Origin of the sequence: Mycobacteroides sp. CBMA 271, from assembly GCF_009729205.1 — a bacterium.
GTDB lineage: Bacteria > Actinomycetota > Actinomycetes > Mycobacteriales > Mycobacteriaceae > Mycobacterium.
The window spans coordinates 294,642-313,158 of the sequence record NZ_VTHB01000007.1 but is presented as its reverse complement, the minus strand read 5'-3'; the positions used below and the strand labels follow the sequence as shown (position 1 = coordinate 313,158).

25 protein-coding genes are annotated in these 18,517 nt (G+C 63.3%); 16 read left to right on the top strand and 9 right to left on the bottom strand.

Annotated elements, in window-relative coordinates; genetic code table 11:
- The first annotated feature begins 94 nt into the window (after positions 1-94).
- From pspA to FZI91_RS19630, 3 genes are all read left to right on the top strand, one after another.
- The gene (gene pspA / locus FZI91_RS19640; protein WP_155940735.1) at positions 95-901 is read left to right on the top strand and encodes a phage shock protein PspA; all 807 of its coding nucleotides are present in this window, start codon (positions 95-97) and stop codon (positions 899-901) included.
- A 110-nt stretch (positions 902-1,011) separates the two neighbouring features.
- A complete protein-coding gene (locus tag FZI91_RS19635; RefSeq protein WP_155940734.1) occupies positions 1,012-1,839 on the top strand; it encodes a phage shock envelope stress response protein PspM in 828 nt (275 codons plus the stop codon).
- Between the two features lie 104 nt (positions 1,840-1,943).
- Entirely contained in the window at positions 1,944-2,111 is a 168-nt protein-coding gene (locus FZI91_RS19630; protein WP_162525979.1) for a hypothetical protein, read from the top strand.
- 3 nt (positions 2,112-2,114) lie between these two features.
- Here FZI91_RS19630 and FZI91_RS19625 read toward each other — a convergent pair whose 3' ends face one another.
- Both FZI91_RS19625 and FZI91_RS19620 read right to left on the bottom strand, forming a co-directional pair.
- Positions 2,115-2,561, bottom strand: coding sequence for a limonene-1,2-epoxide hydrolase family protein (locus FZI91_RS19625; RefSeq protein ID WP_155940733.1), 447 nt, complete (start codon positions 2,559-2,561; stop codon positions 2,115-2,117).
- A gap of 1 nt (position 2,562) precedes the next feature.
- Complete coding sequence (locus FZI91_RS19620) at positions 2,563-3,006, bottom strand: limonene-1,2-epoxide hydrolase family protein (RefSeq protein WP_155940732.1); 444 nt, start codon at positions 3,004-3,006, stop codon at positions 2,563-2,565.
- A 41-nt stretch (positions 3,007-3,047) separates the two neighbouring features.
- Here FZI91_RS19620 and FZI91_RS19615 point away from each other — a divergent pair, with 41 nt between their 5' ends.
- The 4 genes from FZI91_RS19615 (at position 3,048) to recX (ending at position 6,281) form a co-directional block, all read left to right on the top strand.
- On the top strand, positions 3,048-4,205 hold the full coding sequence (locus FZI91_RS19615) for a glycosyltransferase (protein WP_162525993.1): 1,158 nt from the start codon (positions 3,048-3,050) through the stop codon (positions 4,203-4,205).
- A gap of 13 nt (positions 4,206-4,218) precedes the next feature.
- Entirely contained in the window at positions 4,219-4,404 is a 186-nt protein-coding gene (locus FZI91_RS19610; protein WP_155940865.1) for a DUF3046 domain-containing protein, read from the top strand.
- 271 nt (positions 4,405-4,675) lie between these two features.
- Positions 4,676-5,716, top strand: coding sequence for a recombinase RecA (recA, locus tag FZI91_RS19605; RefSeq protein ID WP_155940730.1), 1,041 nt, complete (start codon positions 4,676-4,678; stop codon positions 5,714-5,716).
- Complete coding sequence (gene recX, locus FZI91_RS19600; protein ID WP_155940729.1) at positions 5,682-6,281, top strand: recombination regulator RecX; 600 nt, start codon at positions 5,682-5,684, stop codon at positions 6,279-6,281. The genes recA and recX overlap by 35 nt, the downstream gene beginning before the upstream one ends.
- A gap of 59 nt (positions 6,282-6,340) precedes the next feature.
- Here the strand turns inward: recX and FZI91_RS19595 are convergent, their stop codons facing one another.
- Complete coding sequence (locus FZI91_RS19595) at positions 6,341-6,721, bottom strand: hypothetical protein (RefSeq protein WP_155940728.1); 381 nt, start codon at positions 6,719-6,721, stop codon at positions 6,341-6,343.
- Between the two features lie 94 nt (positions 6,722-6,815).
- Complete coding sequence (locus tag FZI91_RS19590) at positions 6,816-7,334, bottom strand: CGNR zinc finger domain-containing protein (RefSeq protein ID WP_155940727.1); 519 nt, start codon at positions 7,332-7,334, stop codon at positions 6,816-6,818.
- A gap of 141 nt (positions 7,335-7,475) precedes the next feature.
- Between FZI91_RS19590 and FZI91_RS19585 the strand changes: the two genes are divergently transcribed.
- Genes FZI91_RS19585 through FZI91_RS19575 form a run of 3 tightly spaced genes read left to right on the top strand, consistent with a single transcriptional unit; the run spans position 7,476 to position 9,292 of the window.
- A complete protein-coding gene (locus FZI91_RS19585; RefSeq protein ID WP_155940726.1) occupies positions 7,476-7,937 on the top strand; it encodes a VOC family protein in 462 nt (153 codons plus the stop codon).
- 1 nt (position 7,938) lies between these two features.
- Positions 7,939-8,826 carry a pyridoxamine 5'-phosphate oxidase family protein gene (locus tag FZI91_RS19580; protein WP_155940725.1) on the top strand — a complete coding sequence of 296 codons (888 nt, stop codon included), beginning with the start codon at positions 7,939-7,941 and terminating at the stop codon, positions 8,824-8,826.
- Positions 8,827-8,842: 16 nt separating this feature from the next.
- Positions 8,843-9,292: a nuclear transport factor 2 family protein gene (locus tag FZI91_RS19575; RefSeq protein ID WP_155940724.1), complete on the top strand. Its 450-nt coding sequence runs from the start codon at positions 8,843-8,845 to the stop codon at positions 9,290-9,292.
- Here the strand turns inward: FZI91_RS19575 and FZI91_RS19570 are convergent, their stop codons facing one another.
- From FZI91_RS19570 to FZI91_RS19555, 4 genes are read right to left on the bottom strand one after another with little or no spacing between them, the layout of a single operon-like run.
- On the bottom strand, positions 9,293-10,195 hold the full coding sequence (locus tag FZI91_RS19570) for an amino acid ABC transporter permease (protein WP_155940723.1): 903 nt from the start codon (positions 10,193-10,195) through the stop codon (positions 9,293-9,295). It abuts the gene before it with no gap.
- Positions 10,192-10,875 carry an amino acid ABC transporter permease gene (locus FZI91_RS19565; protein WP_155940722.1) on the bottom strand — a complete coding sequence of 228 codons (684 nt, stop codon included), beginning with the start codon at positions 10,873-10,875 and terminating at the stop codon, positions 10,192-10,194. Before FZI91_RS19565 ends, FZI91_RS19570 begins: the two co-directional genes overlap by 4 nt.
- The gene (locus FZI91_RS19560) at positions 10,872-11,870 is read right to left on the bottom strand and encodes a glutamate ABC transporter substrate-binding protein (protein WP_155940721.1); all 999 of its coding nucleotides are present in this window, start codon (positions 11,868-11,870) and stop codon (positions 10,872-10,874) included. Before FZI91_RS19560 ends, FZI91_RS19565 begins: the two co-directional genes overlap by 4 nt.
- Positions 11,871-12,599, bottom strand: a complete 729-nt coding sequence (locus tag FZI91_RS19555) for an amino acid ABC transporter ATP-binding protein (protein WP_162526011.1) — start codon at positions 12,597-12,599, stop codon at positions 11,871-11,873.
- 181 nt (positions 12,600-12,780) lie between these two features.
- On the opposite strand from FZI91_RS19555, the gene FZI91_RS19550 reads away from it, so the two are divergent.
- Genes FZI91_RS19550 through FZI91_RS19530 form a run of 5 tightly spaced genes read left to right on the top strand, consistent with a single transcriptional unit; the run spans position 12,781 to position 16,828 of the window.
- Positions 12,781-13,584 carry a hypothetical protein gene (locus tag FZI91_RS19550; RefSeq protein WP_155940718.1) on the top strand — a complete coding sequence of 268 codons (804 nt, stop codon included), beginning with the start codon at positions 12,781-12,783 and terminating at the stop codon, positions 13,582-13,584.
- Positions 13,581-14,261, top strand: coding sequence for a hypothetical protein (locus tag FZI91_RS19545; RefSeq protein ID WP_155940717.1), 681 nt, complete (start codon positions 13,581-13,583; stop codon positions 14,259-14,261). The genes FZI91_RS19550 and FZI91_RS19545 overlap by 4 nt, the downstream gene beginning before the upstream one ends.
- Positions 14,258-14,728, top strand: a complete 471-nt coding sequence (locus FZI91_RS19540; protein ID WP_155940716.1) for a hypothetical protein — start codon at positions 14,258-14,260, stop codon at positions 14,726-14,728. The genes FZI91_RS19545 and FZI91_RS19540 overlap by 4 nt, the downstream gene beginning before the upstream one ends.
- Positions 14,709-16,250: a tRNA (N6-isopentenyl adenosine(37)-C2)-methylthiotransferase MiaB gene (gene miaB, locus FZI91_RS19535; RefSeq protein WP_155940714.1), complete on the top strand. Its 1,542-nt coding sequence runs from the start codon at positions 14,709-14,711 to the stop codon at positions 16,248-16,250. Before FZI91_RS19540 ends, miaB begins: the two co-directional genes overlap by 20 nt.
- Positions 16,238-16,828, top strand: coding sequence for a hypothetical protein (locus tag FZI91_RS19530; RefSeq protein WP_375234358.1), 591 nt, complete (start codon positions 16,238-16,240; stop codon positions 16,826-16,828). Before miaB ends, FZI91_RS19530 begins: the two co-directional genes overlap by 13 nt.
- Positions 16,829-16,899: 71 nt before the next feature.
- Here FZI91_RS19530 and FZI91_RS19525 read toward each other — a convergent pair whose 3' ends face one another.
- A complete protein-coding gene (locus FZI91_RS19525; protein WP_203448817.1) occupies positions 16,900-18,159 on the bottom strand; it encodes a DUF349 domain-containing protein in 1,260 nt (419 codons plus the stop codon).
- Between the two features lie 196 nt (positions 18,160-18,355).
- Here FZI91_RS19525 and FZI91_RS19520 point away from each other — a divergent pair, with 196 nt between their 5' ends.
- The gene (locus FZI91_RS19520; RefSeq protein WP_155940710.1) at positions 18,356-18,514 is read left to right on the top strand and encodes a hypothetical protein; all 159 of its coding nucleotides are present in this window, start codon (positions 18,356-18,358) and stop codon (positions 18,512-18,514) included.
- Positions 18,515-18,517 lie beyond the last annotated feature (3 nt).

Here is an 18,517-nt window from a genome sequence, read left to right as displayed (position 1 = left end):
GGTGTGGGGATCGGCGTGCAACCGATAAGTTGAGACCCACGCGGTCGTAGGCAGCGGCGACTACCGGCATCCAAGCAGAAGGCGGATCGATCCCATGGCTAACCCGTTCGTCAAGGCGTGGAAGTACCTCATGGCACTGTTCAACGCAAAGATCGACGAGAACGCAGACCCGAAGGTGCAGATTCAGCAGGCCATCGAAGAGGCCCAGCGGAACCACCAGGCGCTCTCGCAGCAGGCCGCGTCCGTAATCGGGAATCAGCGTCAGCTCGAGATGCGACTCAACCGTCAGCTCGCCGATGTTGAGAAGCTTCAGGTCAACGTTCGCCAGGCGCTGACCCTGGCTGACCAGGCGACCGGCACGGGTGATGCCCCGAAGGCCACCGAATACAACAATGCCGCCGAGGCTTTCGCTGCTCAGCTGGTCACCGCCGAGCAGAGTGTCGAGGACCTCAAGGCGCTGCACGATCAGGCACTCGCGGCAGCCGCGCAGGCCAAGAAGGCCGTGGAGCAGAACGCGATGATGCTGCAGCAGCGCATCGCCGAGCGCACCAAGCTCCTGAGCCAGCTGGAGCAGGCCAAGATGCAGGAGCAGGTGTCTGCCTCGCTGCGTTCTATGAGTGAGCTAGCCGCCCCCGGTAACACCCCGAGCCTGGATGAGGTGCGCGACAAGATCGAGCGTCGCTATGCCAATGCTCTGGGCTCGGCGGAGCTGGCGCAGGGCTCGGTGCAGGGCCGCATGATCGAGGTACAGCAGGCGAGCGTGCAGATGGCGGGGCATTCGCGGCTGGAGCAGATCCGCGCCTCCATGGCAGGGGAAGCCCTGCCCACCGGCAGTTCCGCGGCCCCGGCGCCGGCCGCTAGTGAGCCCGTCAATCCGGCCAATCCGCTGGGCCAGCAGTAATCTCCGTTCTTTTCATCCGCCGAGTGTGAGCGCTGTCGCGCACACTCGGCGGATTTGTCGCACTGACATTCACACTCGGCGACAGTGAATTTTTCGGGCACAATGTGAATATGACGCCCCAGCCACTTCGTCGCGCCGCGGTGCAAGGTGGCTGGGAGCAGCTGTTGCGCCGCATGGTCACCAACGTCAACGACCTCGGTGAGGAGCTCGCCGCCCGGGTGCGCGCGATGTCCGACAAACGCGAGAAGATGCTGCGAAAGCGGCTGCGCGCCAAGCGCTGGAGTATCCGCTGGGCGCTGGCCTGCGCGGCGGGATTGCTCGTCACCGCGGTGCTCGCGACCACCGGTGCGCCGGCCTGGATGCTGATCATCCCGGCCCTGATCACCGCCGGCTGCGCGATCCCGGCGACCTATCTGCTGGTGCGGTATCGCTACCTCAAGGCCGAACCGCTGCCGCCTCCGCGTCCCGGAGTGGAGCGACGACTGCCGCCTCCCGGATCAGCCGCGCGCCCCCCGATGGCGGCCCTGGACGCCGCCGAACGCGGGCTATTTTCCCTACTTGGCGTGGTGGAACGCGGCAATATGATTCCGGAAAGTGAAGGGCACCAGGTTCTTTCGGCTGCCAATCAGGCGGCCTTCGTATTGGCGGCGACCGCCAAGGAAGTGGTGTCCATGGAGCGGGCAGCTGTTGAGGCCCCGCACACCCGTGAATACCTACAGCCGACCATCAACGCGTTCACTGCGCAGCTTGATACGGGAGTGCGGCAATACAACGAGCTGGTCACCGCGGCAGCGCAGTTGGTATCGGCAGGCAACGGTGGGGTGGCGATCGCATCACCGATGTCGCGCGGGCCGCTCTTCGATGACCTGGTGTCGGCCACCGATCGTCTCACCGGCTGGGCGGGTGCGCTCGACGAGCTCGGCCAGCTGTCAGGGTAAACCCCGATCTTTCCCTGATCTTTCGGATTCGGGGGTTCCTCAGCCGCCAATTCCCCTGCCAGGCTTGCGTTAAGTGCAGTGAGTCGAGAGAACGGTGGGTATCCGTGTTGTGGACGATCATTGGCGTGCTGCTGGTCGTATGGCTGGCATTCCTCGTGGTGGGCGCCATCTTCAAACTCTTGATCCCGATACTGGTGGTCGGGGTGCTGATCCTCGGTGGCGTGCTGCTGTACCGCGCGGTGAAGGAGACCGACAGGACTCCGCTGCCGTAATGCTCAGAGTTTCGGGCGCAGGGACGGGATGACGATCCCGAGGAGGCCGCGCGCGAAACCCTTGGTGATATTCCAGACGTCGCCGTAGTCGCGCCAGAGGGTGATCTTGCCTTCGTCGGACAACTCGAAGACACCGACCACCCAGAAGCCGACATGAAGCGGGCCCGCGATCAACACATCGGTCCGCTCGGTCATCACAGTGTTGCCCTCGGTGGCTATCCGGTGGATCTTCACGTCGAATCCGGCCCACGGGCTGTTCATGAGGCTCAGAACGCGCATCACGGCTTTTCTGCCGCGAACCGTCGGTGCGCCGACGTTCTCCCAGCGCACATTCTCATCGAGGGATTCGTGGATTGCCGCAATATCGCCCAGGAGCATCGCGTCCCACAAACCCTCGACGATGACGGCCGCGTCGTCGATCGGGAGTACTGGGGTCGTATGGGAGGCCATGTCAGAACCGAGCCCGCAGCGCGGGGATGGGGATGGACACCAGACCGCGCAACGTGGCCTTGAACATGTCGAACATGTCGAAGTAGTCGCGCCACAGGGTGATGGTGCCCTCGTCGGAGACCTCGAAAACCCCGCACACCCAGAACTGCAGGCGCAGCGGTCCGATGATGATCGCGTCATGACGCTCGTTCATCACGGTGTTTCCGTTGGTGGTGGTGCGATGGATCTGCACCTCGAACCCGAAGCCCGGGCGTTTGAGAGGCTCGAAGATCTTCAGTGCGGCACGGCGTCCGCGAATGGTTGGCAGACCCACGTTCTGATACACGAGGTTCTCGTCCAGAACGCTCTCGGCGAATTCGGTGTCGCCGTCCTGGGCGGCTTCCAGGAAGCGGGTGACGGTTTCGGCTGGGGTCAGGGTGCGGCGTTCCAGCGTGGTGTCGGTCATGCGTTTCAACGTAGTCCGAATCGCTGTGGCAGGGTAGGGCGGTGCGTGTCGCCGTGGTCGCCGGTCCCGATCCTGGGCATGCCTTTCCCGCCATCGCTTTGTGTCTGAAATTCGCCGCTGCCGGGGACGATCCGGTGCTGTTGACGGGGACGCGCTGGCTGGAGGCGGCGCGTGCCGCGGGACTCGAGGCGGTCGAACTCCTCGGACTGCAGCCGCGGGTCGATGACGACGACGAGGACTCGGGCGCCAAGATCCATCAACGTGCGGCACACATGGCGGTCGCCAATCTTGACCAACTGCGGGACCTGGCACCCGATCTCATCGTTTCCGATGTGATCACCGCCTGCGGTGGCATGGCCGCCGAGCTGCTCGGAGTGCTGTGGGTGGAGCTCAACCCGCACCCGCTGTATCTGCCGTCAAAAGGGTTGCCGCCGTTGGGAAGCGGTCTTGCGCCCGGGATCGGTTGGCGCGGCAGGCTGCGCGACGGCCTGATGCGCCGGCTGACGCAGAGGTCGATTGACAAGGGATTGCAGCAGCGCTCGACGGTTCGGGCAGAGATCGGATTGCCGGCCCGTGATCCCGGACCTGTTCGACGGCTGATCGCGACGTTGCCCGCTCTGGAGGTGCCTCGTCCGGACTGGCCGGACGAGGCAGTATTGGTGGGACCATTGCATTGGGAGCCAACGGATGTCGAGCTGGCGCCGCCCTCGGGTACGGGTCCGGTGGTCGTGATCGCGCCGTCCACTGCGTTCACCGGGGCCGAGGGGATGACCGAGTTGGCCGTGCAGGCCCTGGAGTCGGCGGGCGCACGTGTGGTCATCTCCGCGCTGGAACCGCCGCCGTCGGGGTTGCCGTCATGGGCGGTTGCCGGACTGGCGCGTCAGGACCTGTTGCTGTCCGGGGCGGATCTGGCGATTTGCGGTGGCGGGCATGGCTTTCTGAGCAAGGCGCTGCTGTCCGGGGTGCCGGTGGTGGTGGTTCCCGGTGGCGGCGATCAGTGGGAATTGGCGAATCGTGTTGTGCGCCAGGGCAGTGCCGAGCTGGTGCGACCGTTGACCCGGGATTCTTTGGCCGCGGCCGTCGGTCGTGTGTTGGGGGAGCAGCGGTACACCGAGGCGGCTCGTCGGGCTGCTGCGGGCGCCATCGACGTGCAGGATCCGGTACGGGTGTGCCAGGACGCGTTGGCGGCCCTAAGGTAACGGTGTGCGTCTGATGGAGTTCCACGAGCTTGTCACCGGTCGGTTCGGTGCGATCTACGGTTCGTCCGTGCTGGTAGACCACGTGCTGGCGGCGATGGGCGGACGCACCGCGGCGCAGGCCGTCGAAGACGGGGCGGAGCCGCGGGATGTCTGGCGGGCGCTGTGCGCCGATTTCGACGTCCCGCGCGATCAGTGGTGAGGTTCCTTCTCTTCGAGATCGCCGGTTATGGCGGATTCGTCTTGGATACTTTCGCCACGGCCTAGGTTTCGCCACGACACGCCGATTACGGCGCGCCTGCTTGATTCGAACAGGTGTTCGGCATACTCTTTCGGTGTTCGAGCGAGGTGATGATTCTCGCGAAAAGTCACGACGGTGCAGGTCAAAGGTACTTGTCGGACCTGTCGCTTAGCGTCCCCCTCAACCGATCGGGAACCCGATCTTCGAACACCGATACGAAACGGAGAACACCATGGCGCAGGCACCGGATCGCGAGAAGGCCCTCGAACTCGCGCTCGCACAAATCGACAAGAGCTTCGGTAAGGGCTCGGTCATGCGGCTGGGCGACGAGGTGCGCCAGCCCATCTCCGTGATCCCGACCGGATCCATCGCACTGGACGTGGCGCTCGGCATCGGCGGGCTGCCCCGTGGCCGCGTGGTGGAGATCTACGGCCCGGAATCCTCGGGTAAGACCACCGTGGCGCTGCACGCTGTCGCCAATGCGCAAGCGGCCGGCGGTATCGCCGCGTTCATCGACGCCGAGCATGCGCTGGACCCGGATTATGCTCAGAAGCTCGGTGTCGACACCGACTCGCTGCTGGTGTCTCAGCCGGATACCGGTGAGCAGGCTCTGGAAATCGCCGACATGCTGGTGCGCTCCGGTGCCATTTCTCTCCTTGTCATCGACTCGGTGGCCGCGCTGGTGCCACGTGCCGAGATCGAGGGCGAGATGGGTGACAGCCACGTCGGTCTGCAGGCCCGCCTGATGAGCCAGGCCCTACGCAAGATGACCGGTGCGCTCAGCAACTCAGGCACTACTGCAATCTTCATCAACCAGCTGCGTGAGAAGATCGGTGTGATGTTCGGTTCGCCCGAAACCACCACGGGTGGTAAGGCTTTGAAGTTTTACTCCTCGGTGCGTCTGGATGTGCGCCGCATCGAAACCCTCAAGGACGGCACTGACGCGGTGGGTAACCGCACCCGCGTCAAGGTGGTCAAGAACAAAGTGTCGCCGCCGTTCAAGCAGGCCGAGTTCGACATCCTCTACGGCAAGGGCATCTCCAAGGAGGGCTCGCTCATCGATATGGGTGTGGAGCATGGCTTCATCCGCAAGTCCGGTTCCTGGTTCACCTACGAGGGTGAGCAGTTGGGCCAGGGCAAGGAGAATGCCCGAAACTTCCTGTTGGAGAATGCCGATGTCGCCAACGAGATCGAGAAGAAGATCAAGGAAAAGCTCGGTATCGGAGCGGTGCTGACCGATGACGAAGTCGTCCCGGCCCCAGTCGACTTCTAGGGACTCGGCGGAAGCCCTAGACGAACTGCGAGTCCGGGTCGCGTCGGTACCCGAAGCCCCGACGCGTGAACCGGTTGACTCGCGGGATGAGCAGGCGTGGTCGTATTGCCTTCGCCTGCTGACAAGTCGGGCCCGTACCCGCGCCGAGCTGACCGAAAGGCTGGCCCGGCGCGGGTACCCCGATGATGTTTCCGATCCGGTCATGGACCGGCTGGCCGCCGCCGGGCTGATCAACGACGCCGATTTCGCCACCCAGTGGGTGCAGTCCCGGCATACCTATGCTGGAAAAGGCAAGCGTGCCTTGGCGGCCGAGCTGCGCGCCAAGGGAGTGTCTGCCGAGAACGCTGCCGCCGCGTTGGCGCAGATTGACGGCGACGCCGAACGAACTCGGGCGGTGCAGCTTGTCGCCAAGAAACTGAAATCCGAGAACCTCGACGACGGTGGGATCAGGGCCGCGCGACGACTGGTCGCCATGCTGGCGCGCCGAGGGTACAGCCAATCCATGGCCTACGACATCGTAAAGAACGCGCTTGCTTCAGAGAACGACCGCCGCAACGTCGGGTAACCAATCCGCGATCTCGCGTGTGTGGTCCGTCGACCGTGAGTGACGTCGTGCAGGCTGCGCTAGAGCCCGAAGGGACGTGCCGGCGCCGGCGGCGGATCGCCCTCGTCCGGATTGTTGGATCGCATGCTCATCGACGCTTCGGCCGACGGAGACTGAACGCCGGGCAGGCACGGCACCTGGCGCGAAATCGTCTTGAATGGTCCGATCTCGGTGTCCTCATTGAGCATGGGGAGCGGACCACAGTTGCCCTTGAAATGTGCGTCCATCGTGAACGGCGTCGGATTCACACAGGTCAGGTTCATTCCGACCGGGGTCGCGACCTGCAGGCAATCAAAGTTCAGCGGTGCGGCGTAGGCCACCGGTGCACCCGTGAGTGCCGCCCCCGCGCACGCCGCCACAAAAGCGACGGACACGCCGATGGTCAATACGATGTTTCGCATGAGGATTATGGTAACGGAGTGGTACCTGTTGCGTAATACTTCGATTGTGATAGTTGAGTAAGAATCTATCGTGTGGTGCGGGTGTGACGTCTGATCACGTGTTTTTGGCGTAATGCCGAGCGGCCTTCGCTCTGTTGCCGCAGGTCGCCATGGCATGCCACCGGCGTGCCCCGTTCTTGGACGTGTCGTAGAAGAACAGCACGCATTGCGGATGGGCGCACTGCTTGATCCGATCGGGGGAGTCGGATAGCAGGGTCAGCAGGTTGTCGGCGGCCAGCCAGCCGGGTAGCCACTTCGGCTCGGACACTTCGGCGGTGTCGACCGGCCCGTCGATGGCCAGGGAGCGGCGGATCGAGCCGTGGGACAACACGGCATTGATGCTGTCGAACCGGGAATCCTTGACCGCGTGGTAAATCGCGTCACGCGCGATTAGTAGCGCCTCCCGAGTCTTCTCGTTGGCGGTGCATCGGCCGTGAAGATCGTTGGTGTGCAACCAGATTCGCAGGCCATCGAGATCGGTGAGCAGATCCTGTGGTCCATCGCCACTCATCCACCGGGTGTTCAGGAGATCCAGCGCGAGCGGTTCGCCGAGATGGGGACGTGGATCGGACATGGCCTGAGGTTAGCTGCCTCCTTCCCGGGTCGACGTGCGCTATCAATTCTAACCGATAAACATCATTTAGATGGTTGACAATGTCTCCGCGGTGTGGATACGGTCTAACCGGTAACGCAAATTTATAGGTTAGGAGAATTTATGAGCACTGTCATCGCACCGCGGGTGGTCACCGGCCATATCGGACTGAATGTCAGCGACCTGGAAAGGTCGGTCGAGTTCTACCGCCGGGCGCTCGGATTCGATGAGCTGGTGCGGAGCGCCGACGGCACCCAGCGGTTCGCGTTCCTCGGATTCGATGGTGTCCCGGTGCTCACCCTGTGGGAACAGAGCCATGGGGAATTCTCAGCGGCCACGCCGGGCTTGCACCATTTGTCATTCCAAGTGGATTCGGTAGCGCAGGTGAAGGACGTGGAGGCGGTGCTCAAGGAACTATCAACAGCGTTCGTCCACGACGGAGTCGTCGCACACCAGGAAGGTGCCATCTCCGGTGGAATCTTCTTCACCGATCCCGACGGAATCCGTCTCGAGGTTTTTGCATCCACGGGTGTCGAACGGCATGCGGCACCATTTGACGACGCACCGACCTGCGGGTTCTTCTGAGATGACCTATCACGCCGGCGAGCTTGCCGTCCAGCGACGAATGGGGCAGTCCGACAGTGCCATTCGAGTTGGGCGAATCATCTCGGCGGAGATACCGGAGGTTGCGGCGGCCTTTCTGGCCGCCCAGCCGATGGTGTTCGTCTCGGCGCGAGACGATGACGGCAGGATGTGGGCGAGCCAGATCATTGGTCCGCCCGGTTTCGCGCACGCGACCGACGCCCGAACCATCGCCATTGACGGTGTACCGGTCCACGGGGATCCGTTGGTTGAGGCGCTGCGGTCCGAGCGCAGGGTCGGCATGATCGCACTGCATCCGCAGCGTCGGCGCCGGATGCGCGTCAACGGCGCCGCCGAGCCGTCGGGGGCGGGTCTGATCATCACCACTGATCAGGTGTACTCGAACTGCCCTAAATACATTGCGCGGCGAGATATCTCGGGCATCGGTCACGGATTGCCCGCGGATCCGCGCCGTACCAACCATCTCAACACTGAACTGCAACATGCGATCTCGTCAACGGACACCTTCATCATCGGAACAGCCGACCAGGACGGCAACGCGGATGCATCGCACCGCGGCGGCAATCCAGGTTTCCTGCAGGCGCTCTCGCCGAACACATTGCGTTGGCCCGACTATGTGGGCAACTCGATGTTCATGACGCTCGGGAACCTGCATGTCAATCCGCAGTGTGCTCTGCTGATCCCGAACTGGCACACCGGGTCGACAGTCCAGCTCACCGGGACCGCGCGCCTCAACTGGGACTCGGGCACCTTTGCGCCGGGTGCACAATGCTCCGTCGACTTCACCGTCGACGAGGTCGTCGAGACCATCAACGCCAGCCCGCTGCGATGGGGGCAGGCTGAACCTTCGCCCGCCAATCCGCCACTGTAGATAAGGAAGAGAGCTCATGCGCCCACCCATTCCACCCTTTGACATTGAGTCCGCCCGCGTGAAGGTACGCGCCGCCGAGAATGCCTGGAACACCCGCGACCCCGAGCAGGTCGCCGCCGCCTACACCGAGGATTCGGTGTGGCGCAATCGCGACGAGTTCATTACTGGGCGCGCCGAGATTATCGCCTTCCTCGCCCGAAAGTGGGCCAAGGAGAACGGATATGCGCTCCGCAAGGAGCTGTGGGGATTCCGGGAGAACCGGATGGCCGTACGATTCCAATACGAGTGGCACGACGAGGCCGGGCAATGGTGGCGCAGCTACGGCAACGAGCTGTGGGAGTTCACCCCCGAGGGCTTGATGTCCCGGCGCGAGGCCAGTATCAACGACACCCGGATCGAGGAAACGCAGCGCCGTGTCTTCGGTGCGCGCCCCGCCGGCGACGACTCGCCGCTGCCGATCCAGTGACTACTCGCCGTGGTCCTGCCGAAGATCCTTGGTTGCCGACCCGGGCTCGGGCTGCGCGTGAGGAACTTCGATGAGGCTCTTCTTTTTTCGGCCCTCGCGCAGTTGGCGTTCGATCTTGGTGGCCAAAGAAGACAGTGCGAAGTTGATGGCGATCATGATGACGGCGACCACCACCAGTGCGGGCAGATAGTTCCCGTAGTAGGACGCCGAACGGATACCCGAACGCACCACCTCGATGTAGCCGAACGCATAGCCCAGCGCGGAGTCCTTCAACGCAATGACCATCTGTGAGATGAGCGCGGGCAGCATGGCGGCAATGGACTGGGGGAGCAGGATGAGCCGCATCATCTGCGATTTGCGCAGGCCCAGCGCGACGGCCGCCTCGGACTGCCCGCGCGGAAGTGACTCGATCCCCGAGCGCAGGATCTCGGCGATCACCGAGCCGTTGTACAGCGTCAGGCCCGTCACCACCGCAGTGAAGGCCAGATACTGCGAAGGGAAGATCGCCTGCTGTCCGTACAGGTAGTAGGCGAAGATCATCAGGATCAGTACCGGGATGGCCCGGAAGAACTCCACGAGTGCACCCGAAATCCAGCGCACGCCGCGGTGTTCCGACAGCCGTCCAATGCCGAGCACCGCTCCGAGCACCAACGCGAAGACGATGGACAGTGCGGCGGCGGAGACAGTTCCGAGCAGGCCCGGCAGGATGTACGTCGTCCACGTGTCCAGGTGTAGGAACGGCGACCACTTCTCGGAGGTCAACTGCTCGTTGGCGGCGAGGGTCCAGATCACCCATGCCGCAAGCGCTATCACCAGCGCGGCGAATCCCAGGGTGATGATGCGATTGAGAGCGCGCGCCTTGGGTCCGGGCGCGTCGTACATGACGGTAGCGGTGTCGCTCATCGTTTCACCGCCAGTCGCTTGGCGAAGTATCCGAATGCAAAACCGATCGCCAGAGTGATGACCATGTATCCCGCCGCGATGATGAGGAAGATCCACACGATCTGATCGGCGAACGTTTCGATCTCCGACTTCATCAGCAGCGCGGCCTCGGCGACGCCGATTGCCGAGGCGATCGAGGTGTTTTTCACGAGGGCGATCAGCACGCTACCCATCGGGGCCAGCACGGAGCGCAGCGCTTGCGGCAGGACGATGAGGCCGAGCACCTTGATGAACGGCAGCCCGAGCGAGCGTGCGGCCTCCGCCTGCCCCAGTGGGACGGTGTTGAACCCCGAGCGCAGCGTCTCGCAGACGAAAGTCGCTGTATACAAAACGAATCCAAGTACCGACAGCCAGAAGTTGTTGTTCTTGATGAAGTTCGAATTTTCGGGGGCCAGTGCGATGCCGAGGTTCTGATACAGGCCCACCGAGCAGAAGATGATGATGAGTGTCAGCGGAGTGTTTCGGACGATGTTGACGTACCAGGTGCCGAAGGACCGCATGATCGGTGCCGGAGAGACTCGCAGCCCCGCCAGAATCGTGCCCCAGATAAGCGCGCCGACGGCGGAGAAGAACGACAGCTTGATGGTGGTCCAGAACGCCGGCAACAGCTGCGGCCCCATGTTCGCCCACAGCCCGTTCATTTCTTGGCCTCGCATGCGGCATCGGCGGTGGGCTTACTGGCGGTGAGTTTCTCGATAGACGTGACCGACGGCGTCGGCTGCAGATCGTAGGTACGGCTGGTGGCTCGTCGTTCCCAATCATCAATCGTGCTGTTGCCCAGTGCATCCCGCAAGGTGGTATCCCACGTGCCAGTTGCGATCATCTTGTTCAGGGCCCGGTCGACGGCCTCGATGGACGTGACGTCGTCCTTGGCCAGCCCGATACCGTAAACCTCCTTGGAGAAAGGATCGCCGTTTGCCTTCTGCTTCTTGGGCTTCCCGACGCACAGCGGCCCGGTGAGCTCGTAGTTCATCTGGATCAGCTTGAACTCGCCCTCATAGCGTTTGGCGTACCCAGCCAGGATGGTTTCGTCGGTGGTCAGCGCGTCCACCTTGCCGCGGCGCAGCGCCTCCACGCACGAGGAATAGGAATCGAATTCCTGAAGCTGCGTTCCGGTCAGCAGATTCTTGACGTTCTGGGCCGGGGTGGAGCCGGAGACCGAACACAGCTTCTTGCCACGGTTCAGGTCATCGAGCTTGTTCAGCGAGTTGTCCGCCTTGCGAACCAGAAGTCCTTGATAGGTAATGAGATACGGCCCGGCGAAGGACACCTTCTGGGCGCGGTTGTAGTTGATCGAGTAGGTGCCGGCGATCATGTCCACCGAACCGTTGTCGATCAACTGCTCGCGCTGGGCCGACGGTGTCTCGTACCAACGGATGGTGGGGTGCTTCACACCGAGCTCGTCGGCGATGGCATTGACGACGTATTCGGAGACCTTGACGTCGAATCCGCTCATCTTCTTGTCGGGATGTTGCAGTCCCAGGCCGGGTTGGTCGAACTTGGTGCCCAAGATGACGGTGCCACTGCGGATCGATGCGAGCAGTTGTCGTGGCTCGTTGCTGCCGCAGGAACTGATCAGAGTGGCCACCAAGGCCACCGCCGCCACCAGCGCGCCGATGCGTCGGGGGTGCTGCATCTAATGCCCGAGGATCTTGCCGAGGAAGTCCTTGGCGCGGTCGGACTGCGGATTTGTGAAGAAGCTCTCCGGGTCCGAGTCTTCGACGATCGCGCCGTCCGCCATGAAGATGATGCGATCGGCGGCCTTGCGTGCGAAGCCCATCTCGTGGGTGACCACCAGCATCGTCATGCCCTCTTTGGCCAGCGAGACCATGACGTCCAGTACCTCATTGACCATCTCGGGATCCAGGGCCGAGGTGGGCTCGTCGAACAACATGACCTTGGGCCCCATCGCCAGCGATCGGGCGATGGCCACACGCTGCTGCTGCCCGCCGGACAGCTGCGCCGGGTACTTGTCCTTCTGGCTTGCGATCCCCACGCGCTCGAGCAGTTCGAGTCCGCGTTTGCGAGCGGACTCCTTGTCTTGCTTGCGGACCTTCATCGGTGCCAGGGTCACATTATCGAGAATTGTCTTGTGCGAGAAGAGATTGAACGACTGGAACACCATGCCGACTTCTGCGCGCAGGCCGGCTAAAGCGCGACCCTCCTCGGGGAGCACATCGCCGTCGATCCGGATGGTGCCGGTGTCAATGGGTTCGAGACGGTTGATGGTGCGGCACAGCGTGGACTTGCCCGAGCCGGAGGGGCCGAGGATGACGACGACCTGACCGCGCGGGATGTCGAGGGTGATGTCCTTGAGGACGTGCAGGTCGCCGAAATGCTTCTCGACATGCTCCAGGGAGATCATTGGGGTGCTTGTTGCGGAGGCGTTGTCCCCGCTCGTTGAGGTGTCGGTGCTCACCGGCATGGACAGACCATACGGGGTCCTCTCAGCTTTGCAGGGTGGAACGACATGGCAGCGACGTCGCAAAGGAATGATCTGGTACGCCCCGTGGCCAGCCATAGCAAACTTCTGCCATACTCGCTGTATGCAGATTCGGGGGCTGCCCAAAATGGCGGGCTCGCGAACGACGGCATTCGGAATTCTTGTCGCCTCTCTCTGCCTCATCACCGCATTTCCTGTGGTAGTGGTGAACGGGGCAACTATCAGAGGATGGGTCACCGGAGTTCTCGGTTTGGTGATTGGGGCATTCGTATTCTGGGCTGCGCTAACCAGCCTCCGGCAAGGTGTGCTGACCGAATCGACAGCGACAAAGCCGTCGGTGTGGGGGATCTTTGGCACCGTCGTCGTCGCACTGGTGCTTGGCGTACCTGACTTAATACTCGAACCGGGAAAGCCTGATTCCTGGTTCTCCGTGGGCGCCATCCTTTTCATCGGGTTCGCCTACTTCGTCGATAAAGATGGCGTAGAGCCTGTGAAGCCGTCTTTACCTGGCTGGAAAATTGCGGCCAACCTCGGTGCGGCGGGCTGTTTTGCGATGGCATTCATCGTTAAGGCTCGCACCGCCTGTGACGAACCACAGTGGAGCATGGCGCTGATCGCGCTTGCGCTCGCCAGCGGATTAGTGCTGCACGCGGTGATGCAACACCGCTACCCGCTGCGCCCACCGTGGCCGGGCGTGCGACGGCCAACGCTGAGCGCGGTGCTTGCGCTTGGTTCGGTAGTGGGCGCTGTGATCATGGTGCTCACGAAACTCCCCGACCTTTCGGCGGGGGAATGGGGCAAGGCCGGCCTGTTTCTGTGGGCAGGAACCAAGGCGGCCATCGAGATGGGCGGGTCACTGGACTCATCCGGACGTCACTCTAAGAACGGGTCAGGGTCGGCGGCGTGACCACGCATCGCGGCTCCACGTTTGTTGGGTCACGCCCCAAGGCGGTCGCCATGGTTGTTGGCGCTGGAGCAATGATCACCGGGTTTGTGTTGACGGTCGCGAACGGCGGGGAGTTCTTCGAGTGGTGGATTGCCGTGATCAGCCTGGTGTGGGGACTGGCGCTGCTGCCCTCGGCGCTGAGCCGGATCATGGCTCGGCGAACTCAGCTCACGGTGCAGGTGCCTCCTCGACACGCGACCGAGACCGACGTTGTGTCCCTAGGCGAGACAAGTAGGCGACCTTCATGGGTTCTGTGCTTGCTGGTGACGCTGGCGGCAGTGGTTCAGATGACGATGTTAGTTTTCGTGCTCGGTAAGCCAGGCGAACCGATTGCGTGGTTTCTGTTCGGATGGTCTGTATACCTGTTGACCAATTGGTCGTATCGTGCCGACGAGCGTTGGCGGGCCTTTGTTGCGCAGCCGCGCGATCATCGTCTGGCGGTGCTGCGGCGACCGTGGCGGCTCGTGTCGCTCGAGTCGATCATCACATCGCTCGCTGCGCTTGGTGCCGCGAGCTTGTTTGTCAGGCACAACGACTGGTTCTGGATCATGGTTGCGGGCATGTGGTCAGTTGTTTTCGTATGTCTCATCGTGCACGTGGTGGATGCACGCAGGGAAGCGCGTCAAGACCGGTCATGAGCGTCGATAGCTGGATCCGCGGGTGGGGCCGCGTGCTGAGAGTGATTTGGCCGGGAATCGTGATGGGTCTGGTCGGCGCGGCGCCATTCGCTACGGGTGCAGTCTTCGCCGCGCTCGGGGCGGCTCGCCCGTGGGATTGGTGTGCCGTGGTCGTCGACCTTGGGGTTGCCCTGATTGTTGCCGCCGCGCTGTTGCTGTTGTACAGCCATTGGCGCCTGATTGAGCGTCCAACAAGGCGTGATTGGAAGAGTCGTGCCGGGGGCCGGCTGGTGTTCGGGTTCGGTTGGTTGCTCGTGGCCTTGGTGTTTGTACCCGATGTCGTTCGTGCGCCTGAGAATGCCACCAACTGGTTTTTCCTGGGACTGGGCACGCTTGTCGTGTTGATCCGAACAACGGATCTTGTCGGACAAAGCAGATACCTGACCGATCCGTCGCGAAAACCGCCCGATGGCGGGCACGTACCATAAGTCGGTGACCAGTTCCGTGACTTCCGAGGATTCGGCCGTCCGGACGTATCAGGTCCGCACCTACGGCTGCCAGATGAATGTGCACGACTCCGAGCGGGTGTCGGGTCTCCTGGATGCGGCCGGATACGTCAAGGCGCCCGACGGTACCGACGCCGATATCGTCATCTTCAACACCTGCGCCGTGCGCGAGAACGCCGACAACAAGCTGTACGGAAACGTCAGCCACCTGGCGCCGCGTAAGGCCGCCAATCCGAACATGCAGATCGCCGTCGGTGGATGCCTCGCGCAAAAGGATCGCGAGGGCCTGCTGGACAAGGCGCCGTGGGTCGATGTCGTGTTCGGCACCCACAACATCGGATCGTTGCCGACGCTGCTGGAGCGCGCCCGCCACAACAACGAGGCCCAGGTCGAGATCGTTGAAGCGCTCGAACACTTTCCTTCGGCGTTGCCGGCGACCCGCGAATCGGCATACGCCGCCTGGGTGTCAATCTCGGTGGGCTGCAACAACACCTGCACGTTCTGCATCGTTCCTTCCTTGCGTGGCAAGGAGATCGACCGCCGTCCCGGCGACATCCTCGCCGAGGTGCAGGCATTGGTGGATCAGGGCGTGCTGGAGGTGACGCTGCTGGGCCAGAACGTCAACGCTTACGGCATCAACTTCGCCGATCCCGAAATTCCGCGTAACCGTGGCGCTTTCGCTGATCTGCTGCGTGCCTGCGGCCGCATCGAGGGCTTGGACCGCGTGCGATTCACCTCGCCGCACCCGGCCGAATTCACCGACGACGTCATCGAGGCGATGGCGCAGACCCCGAATGTGTGCCCGCAGTTGCACATGCCGTTGCAATCCGGTTCGGACCGCATCCTCAAGGCGATGCGTCGTTCCTACCGGTCCGATCGTTTCCTGTCGATTATCGACAATGTGCGCGCGGCCATGCCGGATGCCGCCATCACCACCGACATCATTGTGGGTTTCCCCGGCGAGACCGAAGAGGACTTCGAACAGACGCTTGAGGTTGTGCGTAGCGCCCGGTTCTGCAGCGCCTTTACGTTCCAGTACTCGATTCGTCCAGGCACCCCGGCCGCCGAGCTTCCCGATCAGATTTCTAAAGCCGTTGTGCAGCAACGGTATGAGCGGCTCATTGCGCTCCAGGAGTCCATCACCCTGGAAGAGAACCAGAAGCAGGTCGGTCGCGAGGTCGAGCTGCTGATCGCTACCGGCGAGGGCCGCAAGAACGGTGCGACCTTCCGGATGAGCGGACGTGCCCGGGACGGCCGTCTGGTGCACTTCCAGCCGCAGGGGTGCGTCGACCAGGAGCTGCGCCCCGGGGACGTCATCACCGTCGAGGTCACCGGTGCGGCGCCGCACCATCTCATCGCCGACGGGGGAGTGCTGAGCCATCGGCGCACCCGGGCGGGCGATGCGCACGCGTCTGGCCAGAAGCCGAGTACAGCGGGGATCGGCTTGGGCATGCCACCGATTGGGGCGCCACCGAAGATTGAGGTTGCAGGATGCGGGCTATGAACGAGAAGGACGACTCCGAATTCGAGGAGTTCCGCCAGGACATCGACGCGGCCGAGAAGAAGGTCGCCGGTGAGATCGATCCGGGTGCCCGCGCGCTGGTGGTTGCGGTCCTCGTTTTTGTGCTGCTGCTGAGTTTCGTGCTCCCGCACACGGGCCTGGCCAAGGGCTTTGACGTTCTGGTCAATGCGGCCATCGCCGATCAGGAATCCGTACGGGTGCCCTCCCGGATCTTCGTGTGGCTCGCGATGGTCTTCGGCGTCGGCTTCTCCATGCTGGCATTACTGACACGCCGATGGGTGCTGTCCTGGATCGCGCTGGCGGGTTCGTTCGTGGCCAGTGCGATTGGCATGCTGGCGATTTGGACGCGTCAAACCGCTGGTGTCGGGCATCCGGGGCCGGGTATCGGCCTTGTAGTCGCTTGGATTGCCGTCATTCTGTTGACCTTTCACTGGGCGCGCGTGGTGTGGTCACGCACCGCAGTGCAGCTCGCCGCCGAGCAGGAACGCCGCGAGGCCGCGCAACGCGATACGCGCACCTTCCTCGACGAGGCGCGCGGCGACGAGGAAGAGCCGAACTAGCGCGAAAACGCACTCAGGTACAGATTTTCGTTTCTTTCTGTACGTGAGTGCGTTCTCCGCGAAAGCGGTTCCTAGCGCGACCGGCTCTTGACGGCGGCAACGGCCGCGTCGGCCCATTCCTGCCACTGTTTGGCGCTGGCCCGCGCCTTCTCGGCATCCTTGGACTTGCCGGCGGCCTCGGCCTTGGCGGCTTGGTCCTCGAACTGGCGTGCTCGGTCGCGGAATTGCTCGGCGCGCGCCTCGGCTTCGGGGTCTCCCCAGCCGGATTCCCCTGCGTCGCGCACCTTCTTCTCCACCGCACGCAGCCGCCGTTCCAGGTCAGGCTGCTGCTCGCGCGGCACCTTGCCGATGGCATCCCACTTGTCGCCGATGGAGCGCAACGCCGCTCGCGCGGCATCCACATCGGCGTCCGGATCAATCTTCTCCGCATCCACCAGCAATGCGCGCTTGGCGTCCGCATTCATCACGAATTCGGCATCGCGGGACGCGGATTCGGCGTTGCGCGCCGAGAAGAACTTATCCTGCGCGGCCTTGAAACGGTGCCACAGATTGTCGTCGGTTTCCCGGGGCGCACGCCCGGCGGCCTTCCAGTCATTGAGCAAGTTCCGGAACGTCGCCGCGGTGGCACCCCAGTCGGTGGAATCCGAGAGCGCTTCGGCCCGCTTGCAGAGCTCTTCCTTCTTCTCCCGAGCTCCTGCTCGATCGCGGTCCATTTCGGCAAAATGCCCACCGCGCCTGCGATTGAACGTCTCGCGCGCCGCCGAGTACCGCTTCCACAGCACATCGTCGGTCTTGCGGTCGACACCGTGGATGGACTTCCACTCGTCGAGAATGGCCCGGATCCGATCGCCGGCGGCCTTCCACTGCGTGGAATTGGTGGCGAGCTCCTCGGCCTCGGCGGCAAGTTCCTCCTTGCGAGAGATGCTCGCCGAACGGGCCTCGTCGCGCTGCGCGCGCAGCGCGGCGGCCTGCGTGTCCGCGGACTCGAGGAGTGCGGTCAGGCGCGCCGAGAGTGCATCCACATCGCCGAGGACTGCCGCAGTAGGTAGCGACTCGGCCAGGTGCTCGGTGGCGGTCTTGATCTTGCGGGCGTCGCCCGAGCCCGAGCCGAGCCGAAGCTCCAACAGCTGGACCTCGGTCTCCAGGTCCTCGAACCGGCGGCCGAAATGCGCGTACGCGGCGTCGGCATCTCCGGCCTGCCAGGACCCGATCTGACGCTCTCCAGCGGCAGTGATCAGCCAGACGGTGCCGTCGTCGTCCACGCGGCCGAACTTGTGCGGGTCAACGTGATGTGCCGCCGGCGCCGGTGCCGCCGCAGGACGCCGCGGCATGGGATGAGGTTTGGGCCCCGGCCGGGGAACGGGAGCAACTCCGGGCTGGGGGGCGGGAGCAACCCCGTCCTGCTGTGATGACTGATCCGGCATCGAAACCTCTTCCTACAATTGTTGCCGCGCAACACGGCGCCCTAAGCTCACTACACCGTTCATTCAAACAGGTGTCATCGTCGCACGGGCGAACATGTGCCAGATGATCCGCGAGGAGGCCGCGATGTCCGATGCGGATATCGCGTCGGTCCTTGCCGTCGGGGCTGCTGCCTGCGTCGCATTCGGTGACGTCATCCATCAGTGCACCGCGCACGCCGTCCCAGCTCAGGATATCGGCTCCTCTGCGCAGAAAGTCGGGTAAGTC